Source organism: Thalassospiraceae bacterium LMO-JJ14 (assembly GCA_021555105.2).
Classification (GTDB): domain Bacteria; phylum Pseudomonadota; class Alphaproteobacteria; order Rhodospirillales; family Casp-alpha2; genus UBA4479.
In genome coordinates this window covers 632,102-652,605 of sequence record CP134604.1, presented here as the reverse complement: position 1 = coordinate 652,605, position 20,504 = coordinate 632,102, and the positions used below count along the sequence as shown (strand labels likewise).

The 20,504-nt window shown below is 57.6% G+C and carries 22 protein-coding genes and 2 tRNA genes; 9 read left to right on the top strand and 15 right to left on the bottom strand.

The window, feature by feature from the left end; translation table 11 throughout:
- Positions 1–69: 69 nt before the first annotated feature.
- Together L2D14_03140 and L2D14_03135 are read right to left on the bottom strand one after the other, a co-directional pair.
- Positions 70–711 (bottom strand): ribonuclease D, encoded by a 642-nt coding sequence (locus L2D14_03140; protein WNK00428.1) that lies wholly within the window; start codon positions 709–711, stop codon positions 70–72.
- Positions 712–751: 40 nt separating this feature from the next.
- A tRNA-Leu gene (locus L2D14_03135) sits at positions 752–838 on the bottom strand.
- A gap of 192 nt (positions 839–1,030) precedes the next feature.
- Between L2D14_03135 and L2D14_03130 the strand changes: the two genes are divergently transcribed.
- Complete coding sequence (locus L2D14_03130) at positions 1,031–2,053, top strand: complex I NDUFA9 subunit family protein (GenBank protein WNK00427.1); 1,023 nt, start codon at positions 1,031–1,033, stop codon at positions 2,051–2,053.
- 4 nt (positions 2,054–2,057) lie between these two features.
- Here the strand turns inward: L2D14_03130 and L2D14_03125 are convergent, their stop codons facing one another.
- The 3 genes from L2D14_03125 to L2D14_03115 all read right to left on the bottom strand — a co-directional run bounded on the left by L2D14_03125 (position 2,058) and on the right by L2D14_03115 (position 4,666).
- Positions 2,058–2,438, bottom strand: a complete 381-nt coding sequence (locus L2D14_03125; protein ID WNK00426.1) for a MarR family transcriptional regulator — start codon at positions 2,436–2,438, stop codon at positions 2,058–2,060.
- A gap of 26 nt (positions 2,439–2,464) precedes the next feature.
- On the bottom strand, positions 2,465–3,832 hold the full coding sequence (locus L2D14_03120) for a leucyl aminopeptidase family protein (protein ID WNK00425.1): 1,368 nt from the start codon (positions 3,830–3,832) through the stop codon (positions 2,465–2,467).
- 171 nt (positions 3,833–4,003) lie between these two features.
- A complete protein-coding gene (locus tag L2D14_03115; protein ID WNK00424.1) occupies positions 4,004–4,666 on the bottom strand; it encodes an RraA family protein in 663 nt (220 codons plus the stop codon).
- A gap of 139 nt (positions 4,667–4,805) precedes the next feature.
- Between L2D14_03115 and L2D14_03110 the strand changes: the two genes are divergently transcribed.
- Entirely contained in the window at positions 4,806–5,222 is a 417-nt protein-coding gene (locus L2D14_03110) for a hypothetical protein (GenBank protein WNK00423.1), read from the top strand.
- Here the strand turns inward: L2D14_03110 and L2D14_03105 are convergent.
- Together L2D14_03105 and L2D14_03100 are read right to left on the bottom strand one after the other, a co-directional pair.
- Positions 5,219–5,416: a hypothetical protein gene (locus L2D14_03105; GenBank protein ID WNK00422.1), complete on the bottom strand. Its 198-nt coding sequence runs from the start codon at positions 5,414–5,416 to the stop codon at positions 5,219–5,221. The two genes, L2D14_03110 and L2D14_03105, sit on opposite strands and share 4 nt — an antisense overlap.
- A gap of 251 nt (positions 5,417–5,667) precedes the next feature.
- Positions 5,668–6,741: an extracellular solute-binding protein gene (locus L2D14_03100; GenBank protein ID WNK00421.1), complete on the bottom strand. Its 1,074-nt coding sequence runs from the start codon at positions 6,739–6,741 to the stop codon at positions 5,668–5,670.
- Positions 6,742–7,068: 327 nt separating this feature from the next.
- On the opposite strand from L2D14_03100, the gene L2D14_03095 reads away from it, so the two are divergent.
- Genes L2D14_03095 through L2D14_03085 form a run of 3 tightly spaced genes read left to right on the top strand, consistent with a single transcriptional unit; the run spans position 7,069 to position 9,829 of the window.
- A complete protein-coding gene (locus tag L2D14_03095; protein WNK00420.1) occupies positions 7,069–7,944 on the top strand; it encodes a LysR substrate-binding domain-containing protein in 876 nt (291 codons plus the stop codon).
- 41 nt (positions 7,945–7,985) lie between these two features.
- Positions 7,986–8,510, top strand: coding sequence for a hypothetical protein (locus tag L2D14_03090; protein ID WNK00419.1), 525 nt, complete (start codon positions 7,986–7,988; stop codon positions 8,508–8,510).
- A 56-nt stretch (positions 8,511–8,566) separates the two neighbouring features.
- Entirely contained in the window at positions 8,567–9,829 is a 1,263-nt protein-coding gene (locus L2D14_03085; GenBank protein WNK00418.1) for a glutamate-1-semialdehyde 2,1-aminomutase, read from the top strand.
- On the opposite strand, the gene L2D14_03080 is transcribed toward L2D14_03085, so the two are convergent.
- Positions 9,826–10,902, bottom strand: coding sequence for a YeeE/YedE family protein (locus tag L2D14_03080; protein ID WNK00417.1), 1,077 nt, complete (start codon positions 10,900–10,902; stop codon positions 9,826–9,828). The genes L2D14_03085 and L2D14_03080 overlap by 4 nt on opposite strands.
- 163 nt (positions 10,903–11,065) lie before the next feature.
- Between L2D14_03080 and L2D14_03075 the strand changes: the two genes are divergently transcribed.
- Positions 11,066–11,590 (top strand): rhodanese-like domain-containing protein, encoded by a 525-nt coding sequence (locus L2D14_03075; protein WNK00416.1) that lies wholly within the window; start codon positions 11,066–11,068, stop codon positions 11,588–11,590.
- Positions 11,591–11,685: 95 nt separating this feature from the next.
- Here the strand turns inward: L2D14_03075 and L2D14_03070 are convergent, their stop codons facing one another.
- Positions 11,686–12,879: a cation:proton antiporter gene (locus tag L2D14_03070; GenBank protein ID WNK00415.1), complete on the bottom strand. Its 1,194-nt coding sequence runs from the start codon at positions 12,877–12,879 to the stop codon at positions 11,686–11,688.
- An 85-nt stretch (positions 12,880–12,964) separates the two neighbouring features.
- Between L2D14_03070 and L2D14_03065 the strand changes: the two genes are divergently transcribed.
- Positions 12,965–13,357 carry a hypothetical protein gene (locus tag L2D14_03065; GenBank protein WNK00414.1) on the top strand — a complete coding sequence of 131 codons (393 nt, stop codon included), beginning with the start codon at positions 12,965–12,967 and terminating at the stop codon, positions 13,355–13,357.
- A 578-nt stretch (positions 13,358–13,935) separates the two neighbouring features.
- Here L2D14_03065 and L2D14_03060 read toward each other — a convergent pair.
- Entirely contained in the window at positions 13,936–15,204 is a 1,269-nt protein-coding gene (locus tag L2D14_03060) for a tyrosine-type recombinase/integrase (protein ID WNK00413.1), read from the bottom strand.
- 92 nt (positions 15,205–15,296) lie between these two features.
- Positions 15,297–15,386: transfer RNA gene (locus L2D14_03055), tRNA-Ser, on the bottom strand.
- Positions 15,387–15,518: 132 nt separating this feature from the next.
- On the opposite strand from L2D14_03055, the gene L2D14_03050 reads away from it, so the two are divergent.
- The gene (locus L2D14_03050; protein ID WNK00412.1) at positions 15,519–16,043 is read left to right on the top strand and encodes a hypothetical protein; all 525 of its coding nucleotides are present in this window, start codon (positions 15,519–15,521) and stop codon (positions 16,041–16,043) included.
- Positions 16,044–16,068: 25 nt separating this feature from the next.
- Here the strand turns inward: L2D14_03050 and lepA are convergent, their stop codons facing one another.
- The 3 genes from lepA to L2D14_03035 are packed head-to-tail and all read right to left on the bottom strand — an operon-like array spanning position 16,069 to position 18,673.
- Positions 16,069–17,871 carry a translation elongation factor 4 gene (gene lepA, locus L2D14_03045; GenBank protein ID WNK00411.1) on the bottom strand — a complete coding sequence of 601 codons (1,803 nt, stop codon included), beginning with the start codon at positions 17,869–17,871 and terminating at the stop codon, positions 16,069–16,071.
- 51 nt (positions 17,872–17,922) lie between these two features.
- Positions 17,923–18,123: a hypothetical protein gene (locus tag L2D14_03040; protein WNK00410.1), complete on the bottom strand. Its 201-nt coding sequence runs from the start codon at positions 18,121–18,123 to the stop codon at positions 17,923–17,925.
- A 31-nt stretch (positions 18,124–18,154) separates the two neighbouring features.
- Positions 18,155–18,673 carry an invasion associated locus B family protein gene (locus L2D14_03035; protein ID WNK00409.1) on the bottom strand — a complete coding sequence of 173 codons (519 nt, stop codon included), beginning with the start codon at positions 18,671–18,673 and terminating at the stop codon, positions 18,155–18,157.
- 81 nt (positions 18,674–18,754) lie between these two features.
- Between L2D14_03035 and L2D14_03030 the strand changes: the two genes are divergently transcribed.
- Positions 18,755–19,747, top strand: a complete 993-nt coding sequence (locus tag L2D14_03030) for an asparaginase (protein ID WNK00408.1) — start codon at positions 18,755–18,757, stop codon at positions 19,745–19,747.
- 41 nt (positions 19,748–19,788) lie between these two features.
- On the opposite strand, the gene L2D14_03025 is transcribed toward L2D14_03030, so the two are convergent.
- On the bottom strand, positions 19,789–20,358 hold the full coding sequence (locus L2D14_03025; GenBank protein ID WNK00407.1) for an RNA methyltransferase: 570 nt from the start codon (positions 20,356–20,358) through the stop codon (positions 19,789–19,791).
- Positions 20,359–20,504 lie beyond the last annotated feature (146 nt).

The following is a 20,504-nucleotide window of genomic DNA, read 5'->3' as shown; positions in this document are numbered from 1 at the left end:
GCTGAAAAAGGTTCGCCGGTTTCGCTAAGTATGCGCTTCAAACCACGATCGTTCAACAGAAGGCCGTCATCACATGTGGGCAAAGATATCCGCCTCGGCCCAGCCTGAAAGGTCCAGATCGGCACGGGTTGCAAGGAAATCGAAGCATGCCTGCGCCAGTTCGGCGCGGCCTTCGCGGACCAGCATCTCCTGGAGTTTTTCACTGATAGCATGCAGATTGAGAACGTCCGATGCCGCATACGTCTGTTGCGCTTCGCTCAGTTCCGCTGCGGCCCAGTCGGATGACTGCTGCGCCTTGGACAATTCGATACCGATCAGTTCGCGGGTGACATCCTTGAGGCCGTGACGGTCGGTGTAGGTGCGGACCAGCTTAGAAGCGATCTTGGTGCAGTACACCGGATTGATCGTGATGCCGAGCCAGCGCTTCATGATCGCGACATCGAAGCGCGCAAAATGAAAAATCTTGGTCAACGCGGGATCGGTCATCAGGGCCTTGAGATTCGGTGCGGCATAATCATCAGCGGCAAGCTGAACGAGATGACAGACCCCATCCCCCGCTGAAAGCTGCACAACGCAAAGCCGATCGCGCTGCAGATTCAGACCCTGGGTTTCCGTATCAACGGCAACCGCACTGCCGAAATCAATGTCCGCCGGTATATCGCCATGGTGGACATGAACTTCTACGGGTGTTGAGTAAGTCTGACGGCTCAAGAGACTGCCTTCCGTCCTGTGCCGTGAGGCGGGAGGGTGATGGTGCCCAGGAGAAGACTCGAACTTCCACGACCTTGCGGCCACTGGCACCTGAAGCCAGCGCGTCTACCAATTCCGCCACCTGGGCTCCTGTGCGCGCCGAAGCACGCGTCGGAAGTGGAGGGATTAGTCCTCACAGGGCACCTTGTCAATATGTTGTCTCCTGTTTCCGTCCCATCGTTTGAAATGGCCCGGTTGACCATGGGCAAAGCTCGGTATAAGCCATATTAAGCTGATTCTTTTTCCAGCGCACAAGAAGTGTATCAAGAAGGATGCAAGCATGGCCAACAGTACGCAGCGACGCATCATCACCGTATTCGGGGCTTCCGGTTTTATCGGCCGCCATCTTGTACGCCGTCTGGCGAAAAACGGCTGGACTGTTCGCGCCGCCTGCCGCGATCCGGAAAAAGCCCAATATCTCCGTACCATGGGCGATGTCGGCCAGGTCATTCCCTGGGGTGCCGATATCGGCGATGCGAAAAGCGTACATGCTGCCCTTGAAGGCGCCGAAGCCGCTGTAAACCTCGTCGGCATTCTGTATGAGAGCGGCAAGTCCACTTTCCAGAAGATGCACGTGGATTGTGCCAAACTGGCGGCGGAAACAGCAGCTTCTCTGGGTATCACACGCTATGTCCATATGTCGGCGCTTGGCGCGAATAAGCATGCCGACGCCGAATATGCCCGGACCAAGGCCATGGGTGAAGAAGCCGTCATGGCGGCATTGCCGCAGGCCCGTATCGTCCGCCCGAGCGTTGTCTTCGGACCCGAGGACAGTTTCTTCAACACCTTTGCCGGCCTGTGCCGTATTTCGCCGTTTCTGCCGGTCATCGGCGCGCCGACGTTTCCAGACGTCAGCATCGGCGGCGGCAAACCGTTCAGCATTAATTTCCTTGGCGACGGCGGGCCCAAATTTCAGCCCGTATATGTCGGCGACGTCGCTGACGCCATCGTCATGTGCCTGAATGTCGACAGCACGGCCGGAAAGACGTATGAGCTAACGGGACCGAGTGTCTATTCGTTCGCCGACATCATGCGGCTTGTGCTCAAGACGACCTGCCGCAAACGCGCGCTTTTACCGGTGCCGTTCTGGGTCGCGGAAATTGAGGCCTTTTTTCTGGAAAAGCTGCCTAAACCGTTGCTGACCACCGATCAAATACGCCTCATGCAGACCGACAACGTCGCCGGCGGCACGCTGCCGGGGCTTACGGACCTCGGGATTGCCGCGACGCCCGCAGAAGCCATCTTGCCGACGTATCTGAGGCGCTACCGGACGCCATTGGCGCAGACCCGCACCGCAGGCTAACGGCTCAATACCGGGGCGGCAGGCCGCTGGCGTCGCCTTCGGTTTTGCCGTTTGCCGCGGCGACGATCAGTTCCGCATATTCCCTTAAGAATACCGACCCTTTGACTGTCCGCTGCAACAGCACGCTGCGCCGGTCCAGAGTATCGGTTTTACGACGCACCATTCCCAGCTCTGCGAGACGGTCAACGGCGCGGGTGATGACCGGCTTGGTTACATTAAGGTGCGCCGCCAGCCCGCGGATGGTATGCGGTGGCGGTGTCAGGTAAACGCTCAACAAAAGCGACATTTGCCGCGCCGAGAGATCCGGCGCATCGTGCCGGACACTGGCAACGAGAGCACGGCGCCAGATGTCGAGTGCCTGCAAATCTGAAAGCTCAAGGCTCATCGCGCTTCACTGGCCTCCGCAACCGCTCAGGCCCGCCCGTATTTCCGCTCAAGCATTTCGGCGAAGGCGCGCATGCCCATCGCCTCACCACCCTCGGGACGCCCGGGTTTCGACGATACGTTCCATGCCATAACGTCAATATGCGCCCACTTCGATGCTGACGGGGCAAACCGCTCAAGGAACAATGCCGCCGTAATGGCGCCGGCATAACCGCCTTCAGGTGAGTTGGTGATGTCGGCAACCTTGCCTTCAATCATTTTCCGGTAACCGGGCCAAAGCGGCATGCGCCACAACGGGTCGGAGACTTCTGTCCCGGCATCAAGAATCTCGGCCGCGAAAGCATCGTCGTTGCAGAAAAGTGCCGGCAGTTCGGTCCCCAGCGCGACACGCGCCGCCCCCGTGAGCGTCGCGAAATCGATCACCAGATCGGGATTTGCCTCACCGGCGCGGGTCAGGGCGTCGGCAAGAATGACCCGGCCCTCGGCGTCCGTATTGCCGATTTCAATCGTTATCCCCGCCCGGGTCCGGACCACATCCAATGGCCGCATGGCATTCCCCGAGATCGCATTTTCGACGGCCGGCACCAAAACCTTCAAATGTACCTTGATCCCCAGCGCCATGATGCAGTGCGCGATGCCAAGCACGTGCGCGGATCCTCCCATATCCTTTTTCATCAGCTTCATGCCCGCAGCCGGCTTGATGTCGAGGCCACCGGAATCGAAGCACACACCCTTGCCGACCAGGGCAACGGTCGGATTTGCTGGATCGCCCCAGGTTAATTCGATCAGCCTCGGCGCATCGGTAGCGGCGCGGCCGACAGCATGAATGGCCGGGTAGTTTTCGCGCAAAAGATCTTCGCCAACGGTGACATGGCAATCTGCGCCGAATTGATCGGCAAGGGCCTTTGCCGCATCGGCCAGTGCTGCCGGCCCCATATCGTTGGCCGGCGTGTTCACGAGATCACGCACCAATCTGGTCGCATCGGCAATTGCCGTGATGCGGGCCGCGTCGATCCCTTGCGGATGCCGCAGGGTGGCGGGCACCGGTGCCGGCGGTTTATAGCGGTCGAACTCATACGATCCCAAAAGCCAGCCGAGCATCGCCTGTCCGGCAACGTCAGCACTCAGATCATCCGCGAGCGCGTAATTTCCCGCCGGCAACGCCTTGGCCAGAGCCCCGGTGTCCCAAAGTGAAACAGGATCGGAGGTGCCCACAAGCACCGCCCCGATCGTTCCGCCTTCATCCGGCACCACAAGGTGTTTGCCCGCAGCCCCTTTGAAGGCATTGGCCGCCGCCCAGGCCTTGGCAGAGGCCGGCGCGCCGGCACACCATTCTTCGAATGCGGTTTCAGCTATCAGATGGACGGGCGTCGCGCCCGTGGACTTCTCGCTCACGGCATGCTCCTTGGTCGGGTGAAGGCTCGATCTTACTTGGCGCATGGAAAACGAAAACCCTAAACTCTCCGATACAGACGAAAGGCCTGGCAGCATAGCCGCAGCCGGACATGGCCGCGTGGATTGCCGCGGCTGAAAAGGAGTCTTACGTAATCAAGATGTTTTAAGTCTTCAGGCGATCAGTTCCGGCTCCGGCAGCCCCATCAGATCTGCCTGATTGGCGCCTTCGTGGATTTTACGAATCACGTCCGCTTCGTCTTTGATCTTCTGCTGAGAAGCCGCCAGCATGCGTTCGGCCCACGCCAACGGGACCACGGCAACGCCATCGTCATCACCGATAATCAGATCGCCCGATTTAACCGGGCAATCACCAACGGAAATCGTTCCGTCAATGATCCCGCCAAAATTTTTATGAGGTCCCGCCGGTACCACGGCGCTGGAAAACGCGGCGAAGCCGCGCGCGCGAATTTCCGCAACATCCCTGATTGCCCCTTCGACGACAATACCGGCAATGCCGCGGGCAATTGCCGCTTCCGTCATGATGCCGCCCCAAATGGCAACGTTTTCCGAGCCGCGCGCGTCGATCACCATCACCTCGCCCGGACGGCACATGCCAATCAGCCGGTGCGGGCCGGAATTGTCGCCGGACATGCAGTTCACGGTGCGGGCCTGACCGCAGAGTTTCATGCCCTCGCCAACCGGTTTGATCCGCCCGCCCATCACTTGCGAACGGTTCATCATGTCAGAGACCACGGCCGCCGGGATATCCCGCCATTGGGCAAGAGCTTCTTCGGAAAGCTGTTCAAACTCGACGTCGTATTTTTGCAGGGCCATGGTGATTTCCTTCTCTCCCGGATTTTCATTGACCGCGAGGGTATGTCAGCAGGCAGGCCCGCTCAAGCTTGACGCGTTCACCCGGCTTGCAGTCGCATGGCTCGTCAGAAACAATGGGGTAAGCAACGGAGAGAATTGAATGCTATCGGACTTGAAAGCTTTTTTCGGACTGGGCGGACCTGAAAACGACGCACGTATTCTGATCCGTGACGCGCGTGCCATGATCGAAATGGTGCACGGCCAGCACGGCCCGGATTCGCTCCGCAAGATTTCCGGCGAGATTAAATACAACATTTCGGAAGTTCATCGCCGCGGGCTGGATGATGTTCAGTTTTATGGGCGCGGGGTTGCCGCGCTGACCGAACTGAACCGCGCTGCACGCAGCCGCCGCGACAACATCGCATGGTCGGGAATTACCCTCGCGATTATTTACATCAAGGCAGAGATTCTTGGCGAGCATGGACTCCCGGCCAGAAACGCCATCGATGGATTCATGGAAAAATGGGAACCGGCCGAAGAAACCGGCGATTCGGAAAGCAACAGAGATGAAGCTTAGTTCTGAACTGCCGCCGGAGCAGCCGGACTCAGGTGCGCATCAGAAGCGCTGACCAGACCGTTCTTTGCCGTGGCGAAAAACACCACGGTGATCGCCACAAATAATACGGCCACACCTATTCTCAACATCGCACCCAGTCTGTCCCAAGGGCCTGCTTGAGCGTATGCGCGTTGGCTTTCTGCTATATCGGTCATTTTCTACTCCGTCACGAAATCGGCTTCTGTCACGATTAGGCACCGCCATTAAGGCCAAAAAAGGGCAAAGGAAAGGTTAATCCGTGAGGCCATTGAAAAATAAACCTCTTGGACGCCCCAAAGAGCCAATCACAGCGGACACAAATGCGTCAGAAATGCCTGCCTGACGAGTTGTCGGATAATTTCGGCTTTATGCGATGCCGCGCGAGTGCGGCTTTCCTCCGGCAATGCCTGTACATGGGCCGGCATATTTAACCGCCCCGCCATGCCTGGAAGCGCGGTTCGATCCGGGAGCCGAATTCATCCCAAAAACCGCTGTCGATCTGTAGTGCGTCATGAAACTGACGGCGCGCCGTCGGTAAAGCCTCGCGAATGTTGGGGGGGGCTGCGTCGTATCCGCTTTTGCGTGCGGGACCGAACCAGAGTCTGGCCGCAAGTTCACCAAGCCGGACGGCGTCCGTGGCGAAACTGACGAAACGCTGCGCATCGACAGGCTTGTCCTGGCCTGCGGGAATCGCCCAATAAGTCGACCGCCACAACTGATGCGACCATAGCAGCCCGATGGGGCGGCGGGCGCCCTCTCTGGGACGTAGAAACCGCGCTGCATAGGCCGTACTCATCACGACGCGCCCGTCATTCAGTATCTGTTCCGGCTCGTCGCCGCCTTTCCAGAAAATGGCGACAGGGCGGATTCTATCGAGGATCGCCAATGCCTGATCGACACCGCCGGGCTTGCGCAAGATGTCATATACATCTTCGGGCGGAATGCCATCGGACATAAGGGCAATCTCAAGATTTCCCTCAGCGCCGGCAAACAGGCCGCGATTGCCGGGAAAGGCTTCAAGGTCGAAAAAATCGGCAAGCGTCCTCGGCAGACGTTTCTTGAACAATGTCGCATCGTAGGCAATGGCCTGTGACCAGATCATGCCGCCGATCCCGCAAGGGTGCAGGGTACCTGGAATAAAATCTTGCCGCGCCGCATTACCCAGCAAAAGTTCGGGATCGAGTTTCTCGAAAACGCCTTCCGCACAACCGCGCGTCAGCGGCGCGCGCTCGATATCGACCACATGCCACGGCGGGCGGCGGTTACTCGCCCGCTCCATCAGCGGCAGATAATTACTGCCATGGTGATGAATGCGGACGCCGATCCCGGTCGCGCGGGTGAACGGCTTGAACACCGCATTTTGCAGCGCCTCACCATAAAATCCGCCCCATGTTGCAACCGTGATTTCAAGCGTTTCAGCCTGCGCTTTGCCAGACGGGGCGAACAGCAGAACGAACGCACAAAAGGAAGGGATGAAAAGGTATCGTAAAATGACGGTCATGCCGAGAGATGATAAGGCATTCGGCAGGCTGTGGGGAATGTAAAAGCTTTATGCTGGGGACAAATGAAAACGCCCCCGGCGTTTCAGGCGCCAGGGGCGTTCTGTGCGATGGCCTTCATGTTCAGGACATCAGATAGGAATAGTTGGCGAGAAAAGCGATCCCCACCATGGCGCTGATCAGAAGACTGTCAATTGCGCGTTCCATTGGTCTTACTCCTTATAAAGCCGACCGCCATGTCTACGGTCAGGGGGAATCTAGTTTGCGGATTAAAATTACTCAAATGATATATATTTGTTATTAGATTAATTTTATCTTAAGTTAATAACATGAACATCCAGCATCTCAAAACCCTGATCGCGGTCCACGACCATGCCAGCTTTGCCGACGCAGCGGATTCGCTGTTTCTGACACCGGCGGCGGTTTCACAACAGATGCGTAATCTTGAGGATGACCTGCAGGTCACGCTGTTCGATCGCACCACCCGTCCGCCAAGGCTGAATCCGCATGGCGTCAATATCGTCACACAGGCGCGCGATGTTCTGGAACGCTTCAATGCCCTGGCCGAGCGGGCGCGCTCAGCGGGTGAGATTGCCGGCACACTGACCATCGGTTCGGCAACCGGGATCACCAGCTCACTTATACCCCGTGCATTGTCCGCCTTGCGCGATCGCCATCCCCGACTGCAGATCCGCATTGAGGAAGGTCTCACGGATGACCTGATCAACCGTGTCCGCCGCCGCGCCCTGGATGGCGCACTGATCACCCAGCCGCTTGTGCCATCGCCGGACATGCAGATATTGCCGATCACCACTGAGCCTCTGATCGTCGTCGCGCCGAAATCGGTTTCTGAACGCGGCTGGAAGAACATCCTGCGGGCACGCCCCTTCCTGCGCCTCAACCGCAAGTCCGGTGTCGGCGCGTTGATCGATGTGACACTTCGCACCTCCGGCATTGCGGTAACCGAAGCCATGGAGCTGGACAGCTCCGAATCGATTGTCGGCCTTGTCATGGCCGGGCTCGGCGTCGGCGTGGTCCCCAGCGGCAGGTTACGTGGCGAAAGTGTGGACCGTCTCAAGACTGTACCGTTCGGCACGCCGCAGGTACGGCGCAGCGTTGTCTTGATCGAACGCACCAACAACCAGCGTTCCGACCTTGCGGCCATTTTATATCAGGAATTGCTCTCCCTCACCGGAGGGGACTAATCTCTCATAGAGATGAAACAACATAAGAACCCTGATCTCAAATGAGTTACAGGCAATGGGAAATCGCCGGGTCCGAGCTTTCTGAACTGCAGCTGTCCGGTCTTGAATACTGGCGCAGCCTGCCTGCCTATAAGAACACCGGCATTCCGCTGACATCCAGTTTCGATCTGATGCGGTTGCCCGCGACCATACTGCCGACGACACACATCGTGGACGTCATCAATAACGGACAGGATTTCCGGTACCGCTTCTGGGGCAGCGGTTTCCGGGCATACCTTGGTTATGACGGCACCGGCATATCGACGGAGACCCTTTTGCCTGTTGAAATCAGGGAACCGGTTCGCAAAGCCTATGCCGACGTCGTCAGGGCACGGGCACCGCTTGCGATGTTGTCGGAATTCGCCCGCGGCGGGAACCTGCCGCGCCAAGGCTTTCAACGCTTTATCCGGTTTCCGCTTGTCGATGAGACCGGCAACGTAAAGCAGGTGGTATCGCTTGTTGAATTCCTGATAAACAACCACCAAGCGCAACAACTGATAGAAGACCTTGGCAAACAAGTCGACTGACCAACCTTGCTATTGTAAACCGCCAATCATCAGATATCTCAAAGGAGCTCCGCAGCATGACCGTTCAGCAACAACTTATCGATCGCGCCCGAAATGTCATGCCGGCCGGCGGATTCGGGAATTTCGACGCGGATATCTTCATTCAGCGCGGGAGCGGTGCGCACGTCTGGGACGCCGACGGGAAAGAATATATCGATTACCTGATCGGGTCCGGGCCCATGGTATTGGGTCATGGGCATCCGGAAGTCCTCGATGCCGTTCGCGCGCAGCTGGACCAGGGCATGACTTTCTTCGCTAATAATGAACACGGCATTGAATTGGCAGAGGAGATTTGCCGCGCCGTTCCCTGCGCCGATCAGGTCCGCTTTGTCTCCACCGGCGGCGAGGCCGACATGTACGCGATGCGCCTTGCGCGTGCGTTCACCGGCCGCGACAAAATCATCAAGTTCGAAGGTGGCTATCATGGCATGTCGGCCGAAGCGCAAATGAGCCTCGCCCCCGAAAAACCCGGCAACTTTCCACGCGCTGTCCCCGATTCAGCAGGCATCCCCGAGACGGTTGCCGAGCAGATGCTGATCGCACCCTATAACGACGCCGACTTTGCCCGCTCACTGATAGATGAATATGCCGGTGAAGTTGCGGCAATCATTGTTGAGCCGCTGCAGCGGATTATCCCGCCCGCACCCGGCTTCCTGCAGGCACTTCGCGATTTATGCACAGAAAAAGACGTGGTGCTGATTTTCGATGAAGTGGTCACCGGTTTCCGGCTTGCTTATGGCGGCGCGCAGGAATTCTATGTGGTGACGCCGGATGTCTGCACGCTGGGCAAAATCATCGGTGGTGGTTTTCCACTCGCCGCCATTGCCGGCAAGGCAGAAATCATGGCACACTTCGACAAAGGCAAGGCGGGTAACGGCGGTTTCCTGATGCAGATAGGCACGCTGAGCGGCAATCCGATCGCCGCAGTCGCAGGCCTGAAAACCATGGAAATCCTTCGCCGGCCCGATCAGTACAAAAAGCTTTTCGCCAACGGCGACGTCATCATCAAGGCCATTGAAGAACACCTCGGCGCCGCTGGGCACGCCCATGTCGTTTCGGGGCATCCACCGATGTTCGATATCGTTTTTACGGACAAGCCGGTCCGCACCTATCGCGATGTCCTGAACAGCGATCACGACAAGGTTGCACGCTTCAATGCCGTACTTCGTGCACGCGGCATTCTTAAATCGCCGGGGAAGACCTATATTTCGCTGGCGCTCAGCGACGATGATTTGGCGCAAACCGTCGTTGCGATTTCCGAGGCGGCGCGGGCGCTCTAGCGGCTGCCCACTTCCGCCAGGCCGCTGGTGCGGTTTTCCTGCACACTGAGTATCCGGTCGGTAATACCCGCCCCGATCCACATGAAAAACAGCGCCACCCAGGCCGTCATCGACAATACGGCCCCACCGGTAACACCGGCACCGACGGCACAGCCACCGGCCAGCATGCCGCCGAAACCCATCAGCGCCGCGCCCAGCAAATAGCGGGACGTGCCTGTTTCCATACTGAAGACCTGGATATGAAACTCGCGCCGCATCATCGCGGACAAAAACGACCCTGCGAAAACGCCGGGGACAAGGCCGATGCTGAAATCGAGCGGCAATGATGGCAACGTGATCAGCGCCATCAGAGTATTTGCGGAAGGCCCTGTAAAGGTGACGCTGCCGACGGGGATCTGTGAAAACGACACATGCGACAATGCCGCCGTAAACTCCCAGCCAAGCGCAACCGTTATGCCGACACCTGCGGCGAGCACAACCCGCTGCCACGTAAGCCCTGCACGAATAGCAAGAATGAGCGCCAACAACAGAATCAGCGCACCGATCATGATGCCAAGACCATCCGGAAAGTAGATCATCATATTGCGTGCATTTGCATCGACGACCCAAAGACCGGACAACATGCCCCTGAGCGGGGACAATACGCCTGACAGAGCCGCCTGGGCGACAACGGTCACGACAAGACCCGCCACAAGCGCGCGTAAATTTCCGGTGGCCGAAAGCACCAGCAAACGGCTTGCACAGCCTCTGGCAAGGATCATGCCCACGCCAAAGATCAGCCCGCCGATAATGGCGCCCGACATCGTCCCGGCAGTTGATATCTGTCTGACTTCCGTCGCTGCCAGCCCACCTTCGGCAAACAGCAATTGCACAAAGAACAAAGCCGATCCGAAGACGAAAAGCCAAACCGCGACGTTCTGCCCAAGGCGGCCATTCCAGAACTCAATACAAGCACTGCGCAGGCAAAACCGGCTGGACTGCGCAAATGCACCGAAGGCCAGACCGATAAGCAGACCTCCGAGGCTGGCCTTGGCCGGGTCGGAAATCAGATCGTTGGCAAGCCAGGCTTCCATCAGGGACATTCTCCGGCAACGCATATGCGGGTCGTACGCAATCAAGGCCTCTTTCGAGGCATGTGTTCAACGCACAATAGATATTCTTAAAAGACTACTTCATATTCCATTTTTATATATTATATTCAAAGAATATTATACAGCCCTTTTATGGAGTTCCCCAATGCAGAGCGTTAGTCCCCCGGAGTTGAAAACTCTGATCGATCATCAACAGGTCATTCTTTTTGATATCCGTGGCGAGGATGAATTTGCGGCGGAACACATTCCGGGTGCCGTATTGTTGCCGAGTGACCAGATTGACAACAACCTGCCCTTGATCGTCGGCGACAAGGATGCCGTTTTTTACTGTTCGTCCGGCATCCGCACAGAAAATGCAACGCCACTCATCAATAAGTCCGGCATTGGTAAAACCAGCATTCTGACCGGTGGCATCAACGCCTGGCGTGACAACGGCTTGCCTGTTGTCGCCGGCCACGTAGGCAGTGCCGGCATGAGCATCGCCAGACAGGTACAGTTGATCGTCGGCGTCATGATCCTTGCCTTGTCGGCGTGGACACTGGTGGGCCCGCCACAAGTCGCCTATGCGACCATGGCAATCGGCGCCGGGTTGGCTTTTGCAGGCCTGACGGGGACATGTGCACTGGCCCGTATTGTTCTGATGATGCCCTGGAACCGTACAGCCGGCTAACCGTCAATCCGCTGTGGCGGTGACTTTCCGGCACATCATTCAGGAAAGTACCGTCGATCAAAATCCGGAATGTGCTATGACTATGCACGTATGAATCATCTGCCTGGCTTATTTGGTGGATCTGAATCCGCTTGCGCCTCACCAAGATGATTAAACACATAGCGTGTCAGCACAGGCCCCGTAATTTCGAAAAATACGACCGTTGCCACGGTCAGGGTCATCAGGTCTTCGGCCATGTCAGGGGCGGCGTGGCCGGCGGCAAGCGCCATGCCCAGTGCGACACCGGCCTGTGGCGTAAGCGCCAGGCCGATCCACTTCGATTGTTGCGCTGTCATCCCCCCAAAAATGCCGCCAACCCAGCCCCCGGCAAATCTGCCGGCAAGGCGCAGAACGATAAAGGCTATGCCGATCAGACCGGCGTCAAAAATCGAGACCAGATCGATGGCAGCACCTGCGAGTACGAAGAACAGGATCAGAAACGGCGCACTGATGTGTTCGATTTCGTGAAACGAATAATCGTGATGGCGGGCAAGATTGACGACCGTAGCGCCCGCGACCATCCCGCTCAGCAGGAAAGAGACATCAAGCACCAGCGCAACGCCGGCGCACAGCATGACGATCGAGATCGCTTCCAGCAACGTCGGCTCGCCGTCACGCAGACGACCGCTAAGGAATGCCGCCGGGATTCCGACACCAATGCCGACCGCAGCCGCTTTCAGAACATCGTAAAAGCCGGCCAACAATCCACCGTTGTGTCCAGAATCGGTCACGGCGACAAATCCTAAAATGATGCTGAATATGATCACCGCCCAGGCATCGTCGACAGCAACCACGCCAAGTACGGTTTTTGTCACAGGCCCGTCCGCATGGCTTTCAACGATAACATCACGCGTCGCCGCCGGATCCGTGGCCAGCCCCACGCCGGCCATCAAAAATGCCAAGGCGGCGGGAACACCAAGCAAAATCAATCCACCGGCGATACAAAACAGCGACGCCATAACAACCGAAAAGGAAACTTTGAGTATGCACGGCCCATAAGCCTTGAGTCCTTTTATCGAGAACTCTTCACCGAGCAGAAACGCGATCATCGTCAGGGCGAGAATAGAAATCACCTCACGCCATGCATTGATATCATCGGGCAAAAAGCCCAGACCGGAAGGTCCCACAATCACACCGAAAATCACCAACAACGTAATCCTCGGCAAGTGTGTGGCCCGGCCGACCTTGTCAACGGCAAGCCCAGAAGCAAGAACGGCTGCTATCGTGATGAAGTGAATCCCGATGTCCACGAATATGCCTCGCAGCTGATAATTGCCATCCAGTAAAGCACGTCATCATGCTTACTGCGAACATGTTTAAGCGGAGAAGAAGGGGTTGGGGTATCGGATCATAGGCGAACACGGCCCCTTCGATGTCTTATCTCCCTTGTGTCGGGAGATCATCGAGGATGACCTCAAGGCGTTCCTCGCCTCCCAGTGCCCCTCCCGGTGGACCCCAGTATTCGATGCCTTGTCGGACTTCGAGGGCTTCAGAAAGGGTGAGGGAATGTCGAAGCTAGACCCTCAGATGAAGGTCTGTTGGATTGTCGATCACTTCGGCGAAGTTCCCGCTGAGATCATTGCCAAGGGGATTGGGGTCGGTAAGAGCCTCGTCTACAGGTACCTCGAATACAGGAAACGGCAAATCGCTGGTGAGATGCACCCCTTCAAGGTGCAACCCGAGATCGGCTCGGCAAGATATTACGGCTTCGACGTGGCCTTACCCTGAGGAAAACCCAAAGGAGCGAGTCTTACAGTGTTTATTATTACACTCCATTCCACAGCTTGAGATGAAGTACTCTACTACTCCTCTCCCTGTCTTCTGGGAAGCGGTGGAGTGCTCATTTCGTTGGAGATTTCCGAAGGGGGTTTAATAGGAAGTGCCCTCGGCGGATTACCCCCCCCGCGCTCCCAAGTCGTCTTCTTAGGGTCAGCCCCGGTCGTTTTGCCATCATCATCAACATGGTCAGCACGGTAGCTACTCTGGTGCGACCACGTGTTGATCTTAGGAGAGGCCTTAGGTGTAACTGAGGGGATTCACTTGGTGGGTTCCCCATGCTACACAGGTTGCTCCACCGCGCTTGGTGGTGAACCTGAGGTCGCACGAAGACAGATACAGGAAGACATAAGGGGCTGAGAACGACAGAGGGAGGCTTGGGGCAATCCCTCTCCCTCCGCCATCACCCCCGAAGTCCACCCTGAGTAACACTTTCAGTGCCACCTGAGGCTCCCCCAAGCGTCTTGCTACACCAGACGCTACACAGGAGTTGTCATGAAGTTGCACCAAAGGGGACAGGCAGTGTCTTCTCAGGTGGGCCGAGTGAGATCGATGTCGAAGTCGATCACTTCCATGTAGCGGACCAGCTTCTCCAAGTCATAGACCTTCCCGTATCGACCCAACGTCAGGGATGCTTCCTGATGTCCGACGATCTGACGAATGACAGGCTCCGGGACCTCGTTCTGCTTCATGGCGTTGATGAAGGTGTGACGGAGTGAGTGGAAGCAGTAGCGGCGGTCGTTGAACCCTTTCGACGCCTTGTAGCGGCTGAACCATTTACAGAGGGCGTTGGCGTAACGATCCAATGCCGTCTTCTTGAGAGAGGGCCAGAGGCGCTGGTCTCCCAACTCGGGGTTCCAGACTTCCTCAAGGAGTCCCATCTTCACCAGACGGGGATGGACGGGGACAAGCCTCTCGGCGGCAGCGGATTTGAGTGTCCCTGCTTCGATGGTAACAACGAAGAAGTGGCCCTCGTCTCGCTCAACGATGTCACAGTGACGCAGTTGGCAGACTTCCTCCTGACGCATCCCGGACCAGAGGGCGATCAACGGGACCCATCGACGTTCCTGTCTGTCGGTATCCGTCCAGAGTGACCCGAGAAGCGTCTTCAACTGATCGGCGTCAAAGGCGAACCGCTCCTCCCAATCTCGTTGGCGCTTCCTGATGGAGAGGCCCTCGGCAGGGTTGCCCCCGATCAGTTCTTCCCGCGTGGCCCACCGGAGAAGACCGGAGAGATACTGGAGGTGATGGTTGATCGTCTTGTCCGAGAGAACTCTCTTGGTGTTCTCCGAAGCGGTATCGTTCCGAAGGAGGAACTGAGGCGTCACCCTCAAGGCTTCCCGGTAGGCGCGGCAGACGGAACGGTCCAAGTCCTTGAGGGGAATGTTGCCCATGTGGTGAAGCGCCATCTTGAAGCTGAGTTCCATCTTGCCGTAACTGCGAGGATCAAGGGCGGGCTTCTTCTCTGCGAGGTGGAGGTCCATCAGTTGACGAAGACGGAGCGGCTTCTTGGTTGTGGCCTTATTGCTGCCGTTGCGGCGGGAGCTACCAAGGCTCACGAGGAAGGCATTCGCCAACTCGGACAGATGCTCTTGGTTCTGGTTCCCGAGCCGCGCCAAGCGAAGACGGTCGAAGCCAGCGTCGATAGTGGCTCTCAAGGTGGAGGCTCTGGAGCGTGCCGAACGGCCATCGCTGGTTCTTAGTGACTGGTGGATTTCACGACGACCGATGATCTCGACAAGGTCCGCTGGAACGCGAACCCGGAGGTGATACGCCTGTCCCCTTTGGTGCAACTTCATGACAACTCCTGTGTAGCGTCTGGTGTAGCAAGACGCTTGGGGGAGCCTTAGGTGGCACTGAAAGGGTTACTCAGGGTGGACTTCGGGGGTGATGGCGGAGGGAGAGGGATTCGAACCCTCGATACGGTTTCCCGCATACACGCTTTCCAAGCGTGCGCCTTCAGCCACTCGGCCACCCCTCCATCGACCTTTACAGTCGGCGGGAAACTAACCGAGCAGCCCCCGCTGAGCAAGGGGGATTGATCATTGGGCCGCAGAAACGCACATAGTATATTCGTTAAGGAATATTAACCATTTTGGGTAACTATGAGCGGATGCGCGCATCCTTTATCACCGGCTGGATTTTACTGCTCGGCGCCTTCGCAGTCGCCGCTGCGGAAACCGTTGCCCGGGCCCTGCCCGGCGGCACCGGCTGGATGCTGTCGGCGCATGAATTATGGCAATCCCTGTGGCCGGGATCTTATCTGATGGCCGAGGTGCGGCTGAATGCCACGCTTCCGTGGATTTGGGATCCGGTAATGCTCTGGTTCCTGACCCCGCCGGCATGGTTTCTGTTGGCCCTGCCCGGTGTCATCCTGGCATGGACCTGCCGCCCGAACCGGCAACTGAGCCCGATGGCCGAAGAGGAACTGCGCGAGCATGAAGTCTCGCTGTTCCTTTACGACGAACTGGCCCGCGAAGCCCGCAAATGGGCCCGCGAAGAAGGCGATACGTCAAATGACGACGACCGCTTGCCGACGCATGATCTGATCGACCTGTTCGAAAGAGATGACGATGACGAAGCATTCGACCCGGAATTCGATCCGTTTCCCGAATTCGTCAAGCCTCGGGACCGCTGACAGCGGCTAGGCCATATATCCGAGGCTAGTCGCCGCTGGTTTTGAGTGCGGCCAAAAACGCGGATTGCGGAATTTCCACATTGCCGATCTGGCGCATCCGCTTTTTGCCCTTCTTCTGCTTTTCGAGAAGCTTTTTCTTTCGCGTGATATCGCCGCCATAGCATTTCGCGGTGACGTCCTTGCGCATGGCGCTAACGGTTTCACGCGCGATCACCTTGCCGCCGATCGCCGCTTGAATGGCAATCTTGAACAGTTGGCGCGGGATCAGGTCCTTCAATTTCTCGCACACCTGGCGGCCGCGCGATTCGGCATGGCTGCGATGCGCAATAAAGGCCAGGGCATCGACCGGCTCGGCATTGACCAGAATCGAGATCTTGACCAGATCGCCGCGCTCGTAACCGATCAGCTCGTAATCGAAGCTTGCGTATCCGCGCGAGACGGACTTCAGCCGGTCATAGAAATCGAACACAACTTCGTTCAACGGCAGCTTGTAAACGACCATGGCGCGGTTGCCGACATAGGTCAGCTCCATCTGCTCGCCGCGCCGTTCTTCGCACAGGCTCAGCACTGAACCGAGAAATTCGTCCGGCACCATGACCGAAGCACGGATCAGCGGTTCTTCGACATAATCGATCTGCACCGGATCCGGCATATCGACCGGGTTATGCAGTTCCTTCATAGTGCCGTCGGTGCGGTAGACCTTGTACACCACGCTTGGACTGGTGGTGATAAGATCGAGATCGAATTCGCGTTCAAGCCGTTCCTGCACGATTTCAAGATGCAACAGGCCGAGAAATCCGCACCGGTATCCGAAACCGAGCGCCGCCGAGCTTTCCGCCTCATAGTGGAAGCTGGCGTCGTTCAGGTGCAGTTTTGCCAGGGCATCGCGCAGATCTTCGTATTCGGATGCATCGGTCGGAAACAGTCCGCAGAAAACAACGGGGATCGACGGCTTAAAGCCCGCCAGCGGCGTTGCCGTCTGGCGCTTGTCCTCGGTAATCGTGTCGCCGACCGACGTTTCCGCGACAGCCTTAATGGCCGCCGTCATATAACCGACGTCCCCCGGGCCCAGCGCCTCGATCTTTGTCGGTTTCGGCGTAAAGACCCCGACCTGGTCGGCTTGGTGTATGGCATCTTCCTGCATCAGGCGAAGCTTCATGCCTTTCTTCAGCGTACCCTCATAGACACGCACCAGCGTCATCACGCCCAGATAGGCATCGTACCAGCTGTCGACGAGCAGCGCTTTCAGCGGCGCCGTGGGATCGCCCTTGGGTGGCGGCACCTTGTTGACGATGGCTTCCAGAACATCCGGCACGCCCATGCCCGTCTTGGCGGAAATCAGAAGCGCTTCGGACGCATCCAGACCGATGACGTCCTCAATCTGCTCCTTGACCCGTTCCGGCTCAGCCGCCGGCAAGTCCGCTTTGTTCAATATGGGAATGATCTCGAGGTCGTTTTCAATGGCCAGATAGACGTTGGCCAGGGTCTGTGCCTCGACTCCCTGCGTCGCATCGACAACGAGAAGCGCGCCTTCGCAGGCAGCCAGCGAGCGGCTGACTTCATAAGAAAAATCCACATGACCCGGCGTATCGATCAGGTTGAGAATGTAATCCTCGCCGTTTTTGGCGGTGTATTTCAGACGCACGGTCTGCGCCTTGATAGTAATCCCGCGCTCGCGCTCGAGATCCATGTTGTCGAGCACCTGCTCTTTCATCTCGCGCGCCGTCAGCCCGCCGCACACCTGAATCAGGCGGTCGGCAAGGGTCGACTTCCCGTGGTCGATGTGTGCGATGATCGCAAAATTTCGTATGTGTGCGGTGTCGGTCATGGCGCGGCTATGTATCACCCCGAGGGCGTCATTACCATCCTAATCGGCGGCTTACTGATCGCCGAGTTGCAGCGTCTGAAACTCGCGCTGACGTTCGGTAAGAAGCGTGCGGTATTCGTCCGCACCGAAAACATAGCCGCACACCATACAGCCGACCTGTGCCTTGGGCGATAGCGGATCAGCAGCGCCTTCAAGGGTGTTCTGTGCTTCACCGCATCCCGGGCATCTCACCGGAAGAATGTCGGTACGCATTAAAATGTCATCTGAAAAACCGGCCATGAATTTAAGGATTCACCCCACATTCCTTCGACGCCGTCTTATAAGCCGCCGTAAAACCGCTTAGAGAAAACGTGTCGGTCGTCAGCGTCCCGCGGCTGGACGTCCCCGTCACGACCATTTCCTGCCCCCGGATCATGGCTTCGACCAGAGGGCGATCCTCATGGGCAAACGCCAGCTCGCCACCGGGGTACATCGGAAACGAAGCCCCGCCGATACGTGCCGTGATCTTGCTTTTGCTGCCATAGGGATAGCCGGCTTCAATGCTGACATAGCCGATCATCTTGTCGCCTGGACGATGCGAAACCAGAAGGAATACATCACCGCGACGGGTGTATTTACCCTCCGATTTACGCGGCACGGTGGCCGCATAACAAACTTTGGTACCACCATCTTTGAGGGTGTGCGCCTCCCAGTCCTGAAACTTGCCAAGAAATTCTGCACGCGCATCAGGTGTCCAGAAAAAAAGGGCGGCTGAAACGGCTATAAACAGGGCCGTGAAATGGAAAAGCTGCGTGGTTTTCATACCCAACGTGATATACCGGACGCTCACGGATTCGCAAGTCCCGTTACATACTTACGCTCAGATAACACAAGGTCCTTACCCATGTCCGACCCCCTGATTTGTGAAGTAACCCGCGGCACCATGGTGGAAAGCCGACACAGGGTGCATGCGATGGTGTGCGACGCGTCCGGCCCGGTCAAAACATGGGGCGATCCCGATCTGATGTTTTATCCGCGCTCAGCCATCAAATTCATGCAGTCCCTGCCGCTGGTCGAAAGCGGCGCAGCGGACGCGCGGCGGGTCAATGTGGCGGAACTGGCTCTTGCATCCGCTTCGCATTCAGGAACGCCGACGCACGTCGACGCCGTTGCGGCATGGCTGGAACGATTAGGCCTCGGCGCTGATCATCTCGGCTGCGGCGCGCATCTGCCATATGACATTACTTCCGCGCACGCACTGATTCGCGCCGACCAGTCGCCGACACGGCTGAACAATAACTGCTCGGGAAAACATACAGGTTTCCTGACCACGGCGCTGCACCTCGGCGAGCCGACGCAAGGATACCTGGACCCGGATCACCCCGTGCAACGCCGGCTGTATGAAATACTCGTCACACTTGGTGGCCAGAATTTGGCAGATACGGGCCGTGGCCTGGATGGCTGCGGCATTCCGGTATATGGCATGACGCTGACGGCGCTCGCCCATGCAGCGCAGAAAATGGCCGACCCGGCGGGTCTTGGCGAAGAGCGCGGCACGGCTGTCAGGCGCATCCTTGCCGCCGTCATGGCGGAGCCGTTCATGGTCGGCGGCCCGGACCGCTTCGATACCGATATCATGGGTGCCCTCGGCGGCAAAGTCGCGACGAAAGGCGGCGCAGAAGGCGTTCACATCGCCATTCTGCCGGGGAAGGGCCTGGGGATTGCCCTCAAGGCAGAGGACGGCGAGAAACGCGCCGCCGATGTCGTGATGGGGCATTTGCTGGTCGAGGCCGGGATTATCGGGCAAGAAGAAAGCCGCAAGTTGGCCAAACATTTACAGCCGATCGTCTACAATGCCGCCGGCGATGCGGTTGGGACCATCCGTATGGCTGACTGACTCTTCTGACAGCTTGATCCTTATATACCGCCGGAGGCGGCTTATTTGTTATATGCCGCCGGAGGCGGCTGGCGAAAAGCCTCTGTGCCACGTCTGAATTTCGGGCCGCCGTGCCGCCCCCGATCCGCTTCCTCGACCGGCCCGCCAGGCATCAGCGGACGCGGCGCAAGCCGCGACATCGACAACACCCTGTCATACATGACAAGGGCACCGGCAACGCCGACGTTGATACAGAATTTTGTCGGTATCTTGATGACATGGTCACAGCGCTGCAGCATTTCAGGGGACAGCTCCCCCCGCTCCGGCCCCAGGATATAGGCAGCTTGGGGTGGGTGACGGAAGCTCGGCAGATCGATGGAATCGTCCATCAGTTCGACACCGACCAGGCTGCAACCATCCGGCAGCAGCATCGCATCCATATCCGGGAATTCATAAAACGGCAGATGTGCCAGCGAGTCCGACGTATCCGCACGTTTGCCAATCCTTCGCTTATAGTTCGCATTCACCGTGAAGACGAAACTGGCGTCGAAGGCATGTGCAGAGCGAAAAAGGTTTCCAACGTTCATCTCCTTGGAAATACCTTCTACGCCGATACCGAAAAATCCTCTCATGACGGCTTCAATCTCCCGGATCTTGTCCCGCTTGATGCCGCACACCTTTTAGAGCGGCATGTTGCCTGACTTATTTGCATGGCTTGGGTTCACAATGTTTTGGTTTTATCTTACCTGCTGGTATGACATGAGCATTGCCTAACATT

Coding starts and splice junctions, on each gene's coding strand:
- L2D14_03130 (WNK00427.1), top strand. CDS start 1,031: ATGGCCAACAGTACGCAGCGACGCATCATCACCGTATTCGGGGCTTCC.
- L2D14_03125 (WNK00426.1), bottom strand. CDS start 2,438: ATGAGCCTTGAGCTTTCAGATTTGCAGGCACTCGACATCTGGCGCCGT.
- L2D14_03115 (WNK00424.1), bottom strand. CDS start 4,666: ATGGCCCTGCAAAAATACGACGTCGAGTTTGAACAGCTTTCCGAAGAA.
- L2D14_03110 (WNK00423.1), top strand. CDS start 4,806: ATGCTATCGGACTTGAAAGCTTTTTTCGGACTGGGCGGACCTGAAAAC.
- L2D14_03105 (WNK00422.1), bottom strand. CDS start 5,416: ATGACCGATATAGCAGAAAGCCAACGCGCATACGCTCAAGCAGGCCCT.
- L2D14_03100 (WNK00421.1), bottom strand. CDS start 6,741: ATGACCGTCATTTTACGATACCTTTTCATCCCTTCCTTTTGTGCGTTC.
- L2D14_03095 (WNK00420.1), top strand. CDS start 7,069: ATGAACATCCAGCATCTCAAAACCCTGATCGCGGTCCACGACCATGCC.
- L2D14_03090 (WNK00419.1), top strand. CDS start 7,986: ATGAGTTACAGGCAATGGGAAATCGCCGGGTCCGAGCTTTCTGAACTG.
- L2D14_03085 (WNK00418.1), top strand. CDS start 8,567: ATGACCGTTCAGCAACAACTTATCGATCGCGCCCGAAATGTCATGCCG.
- L2D14_03080 (WNK00417.1), bottom strand. CDS start 10,902: ATGGAAGCCTGGCTTGCCAACGATCTGATTTCCGACCCGGCCAAGGCC.
- L2D14_03075 (WNK00416.1), top strand. CDS start 11,066: ATGCAGAGCGTTAGTCCCCCGGAGTTGAAAACTCTGATCGATCATCAA.
- L2D14_03060 (WNK00413.1), bottom strand. CDS start 15,204: ATGAAGTTGCACCAAAGGGGACAGGCGTATCACCTCCGGGTTCGCGTT.
- L2D14_03050 (WNK00412.1), top strand. CDS start 15,519: ATGCGCGCATCCTTTATCACCGGCTGGATTTTACTGCTCGGCGCCTTC.
- lepA (WNK00411.1), bottom strand. CDS start 17,871: ATGACCGACACCGCACACATACGAAATTTTGCGATCATCGCACACATC.
- L2D14_03040 (WNK00410.1), bottom strand. CDS start 18,123: ATGCGTACCGACATTCTTCCGGTGAGATGCCCGGGATGCGGTGAAGCA.
- L2D14_03035 (WNK00409.1), bottom strand. CDS start 18,673: ATGAAAACCACGCAGCTTTTCCATTTCACGGCCCTGTTTATAGCCGTT.
- L2D14_03030 (WNK00408.1), top strand. CDS start 18,755: ATGTCCGACCCCCTGATTTGTGAAGTAACCCGCGGCACCATGGTGGAA.
- L2D14_03025 (WNK00407.1), bottom strand. CDS start 20,358: ATGAGAGGATTTTTCGGTATCGGCGTAGAAGGTATTTCCAAGGAGATG.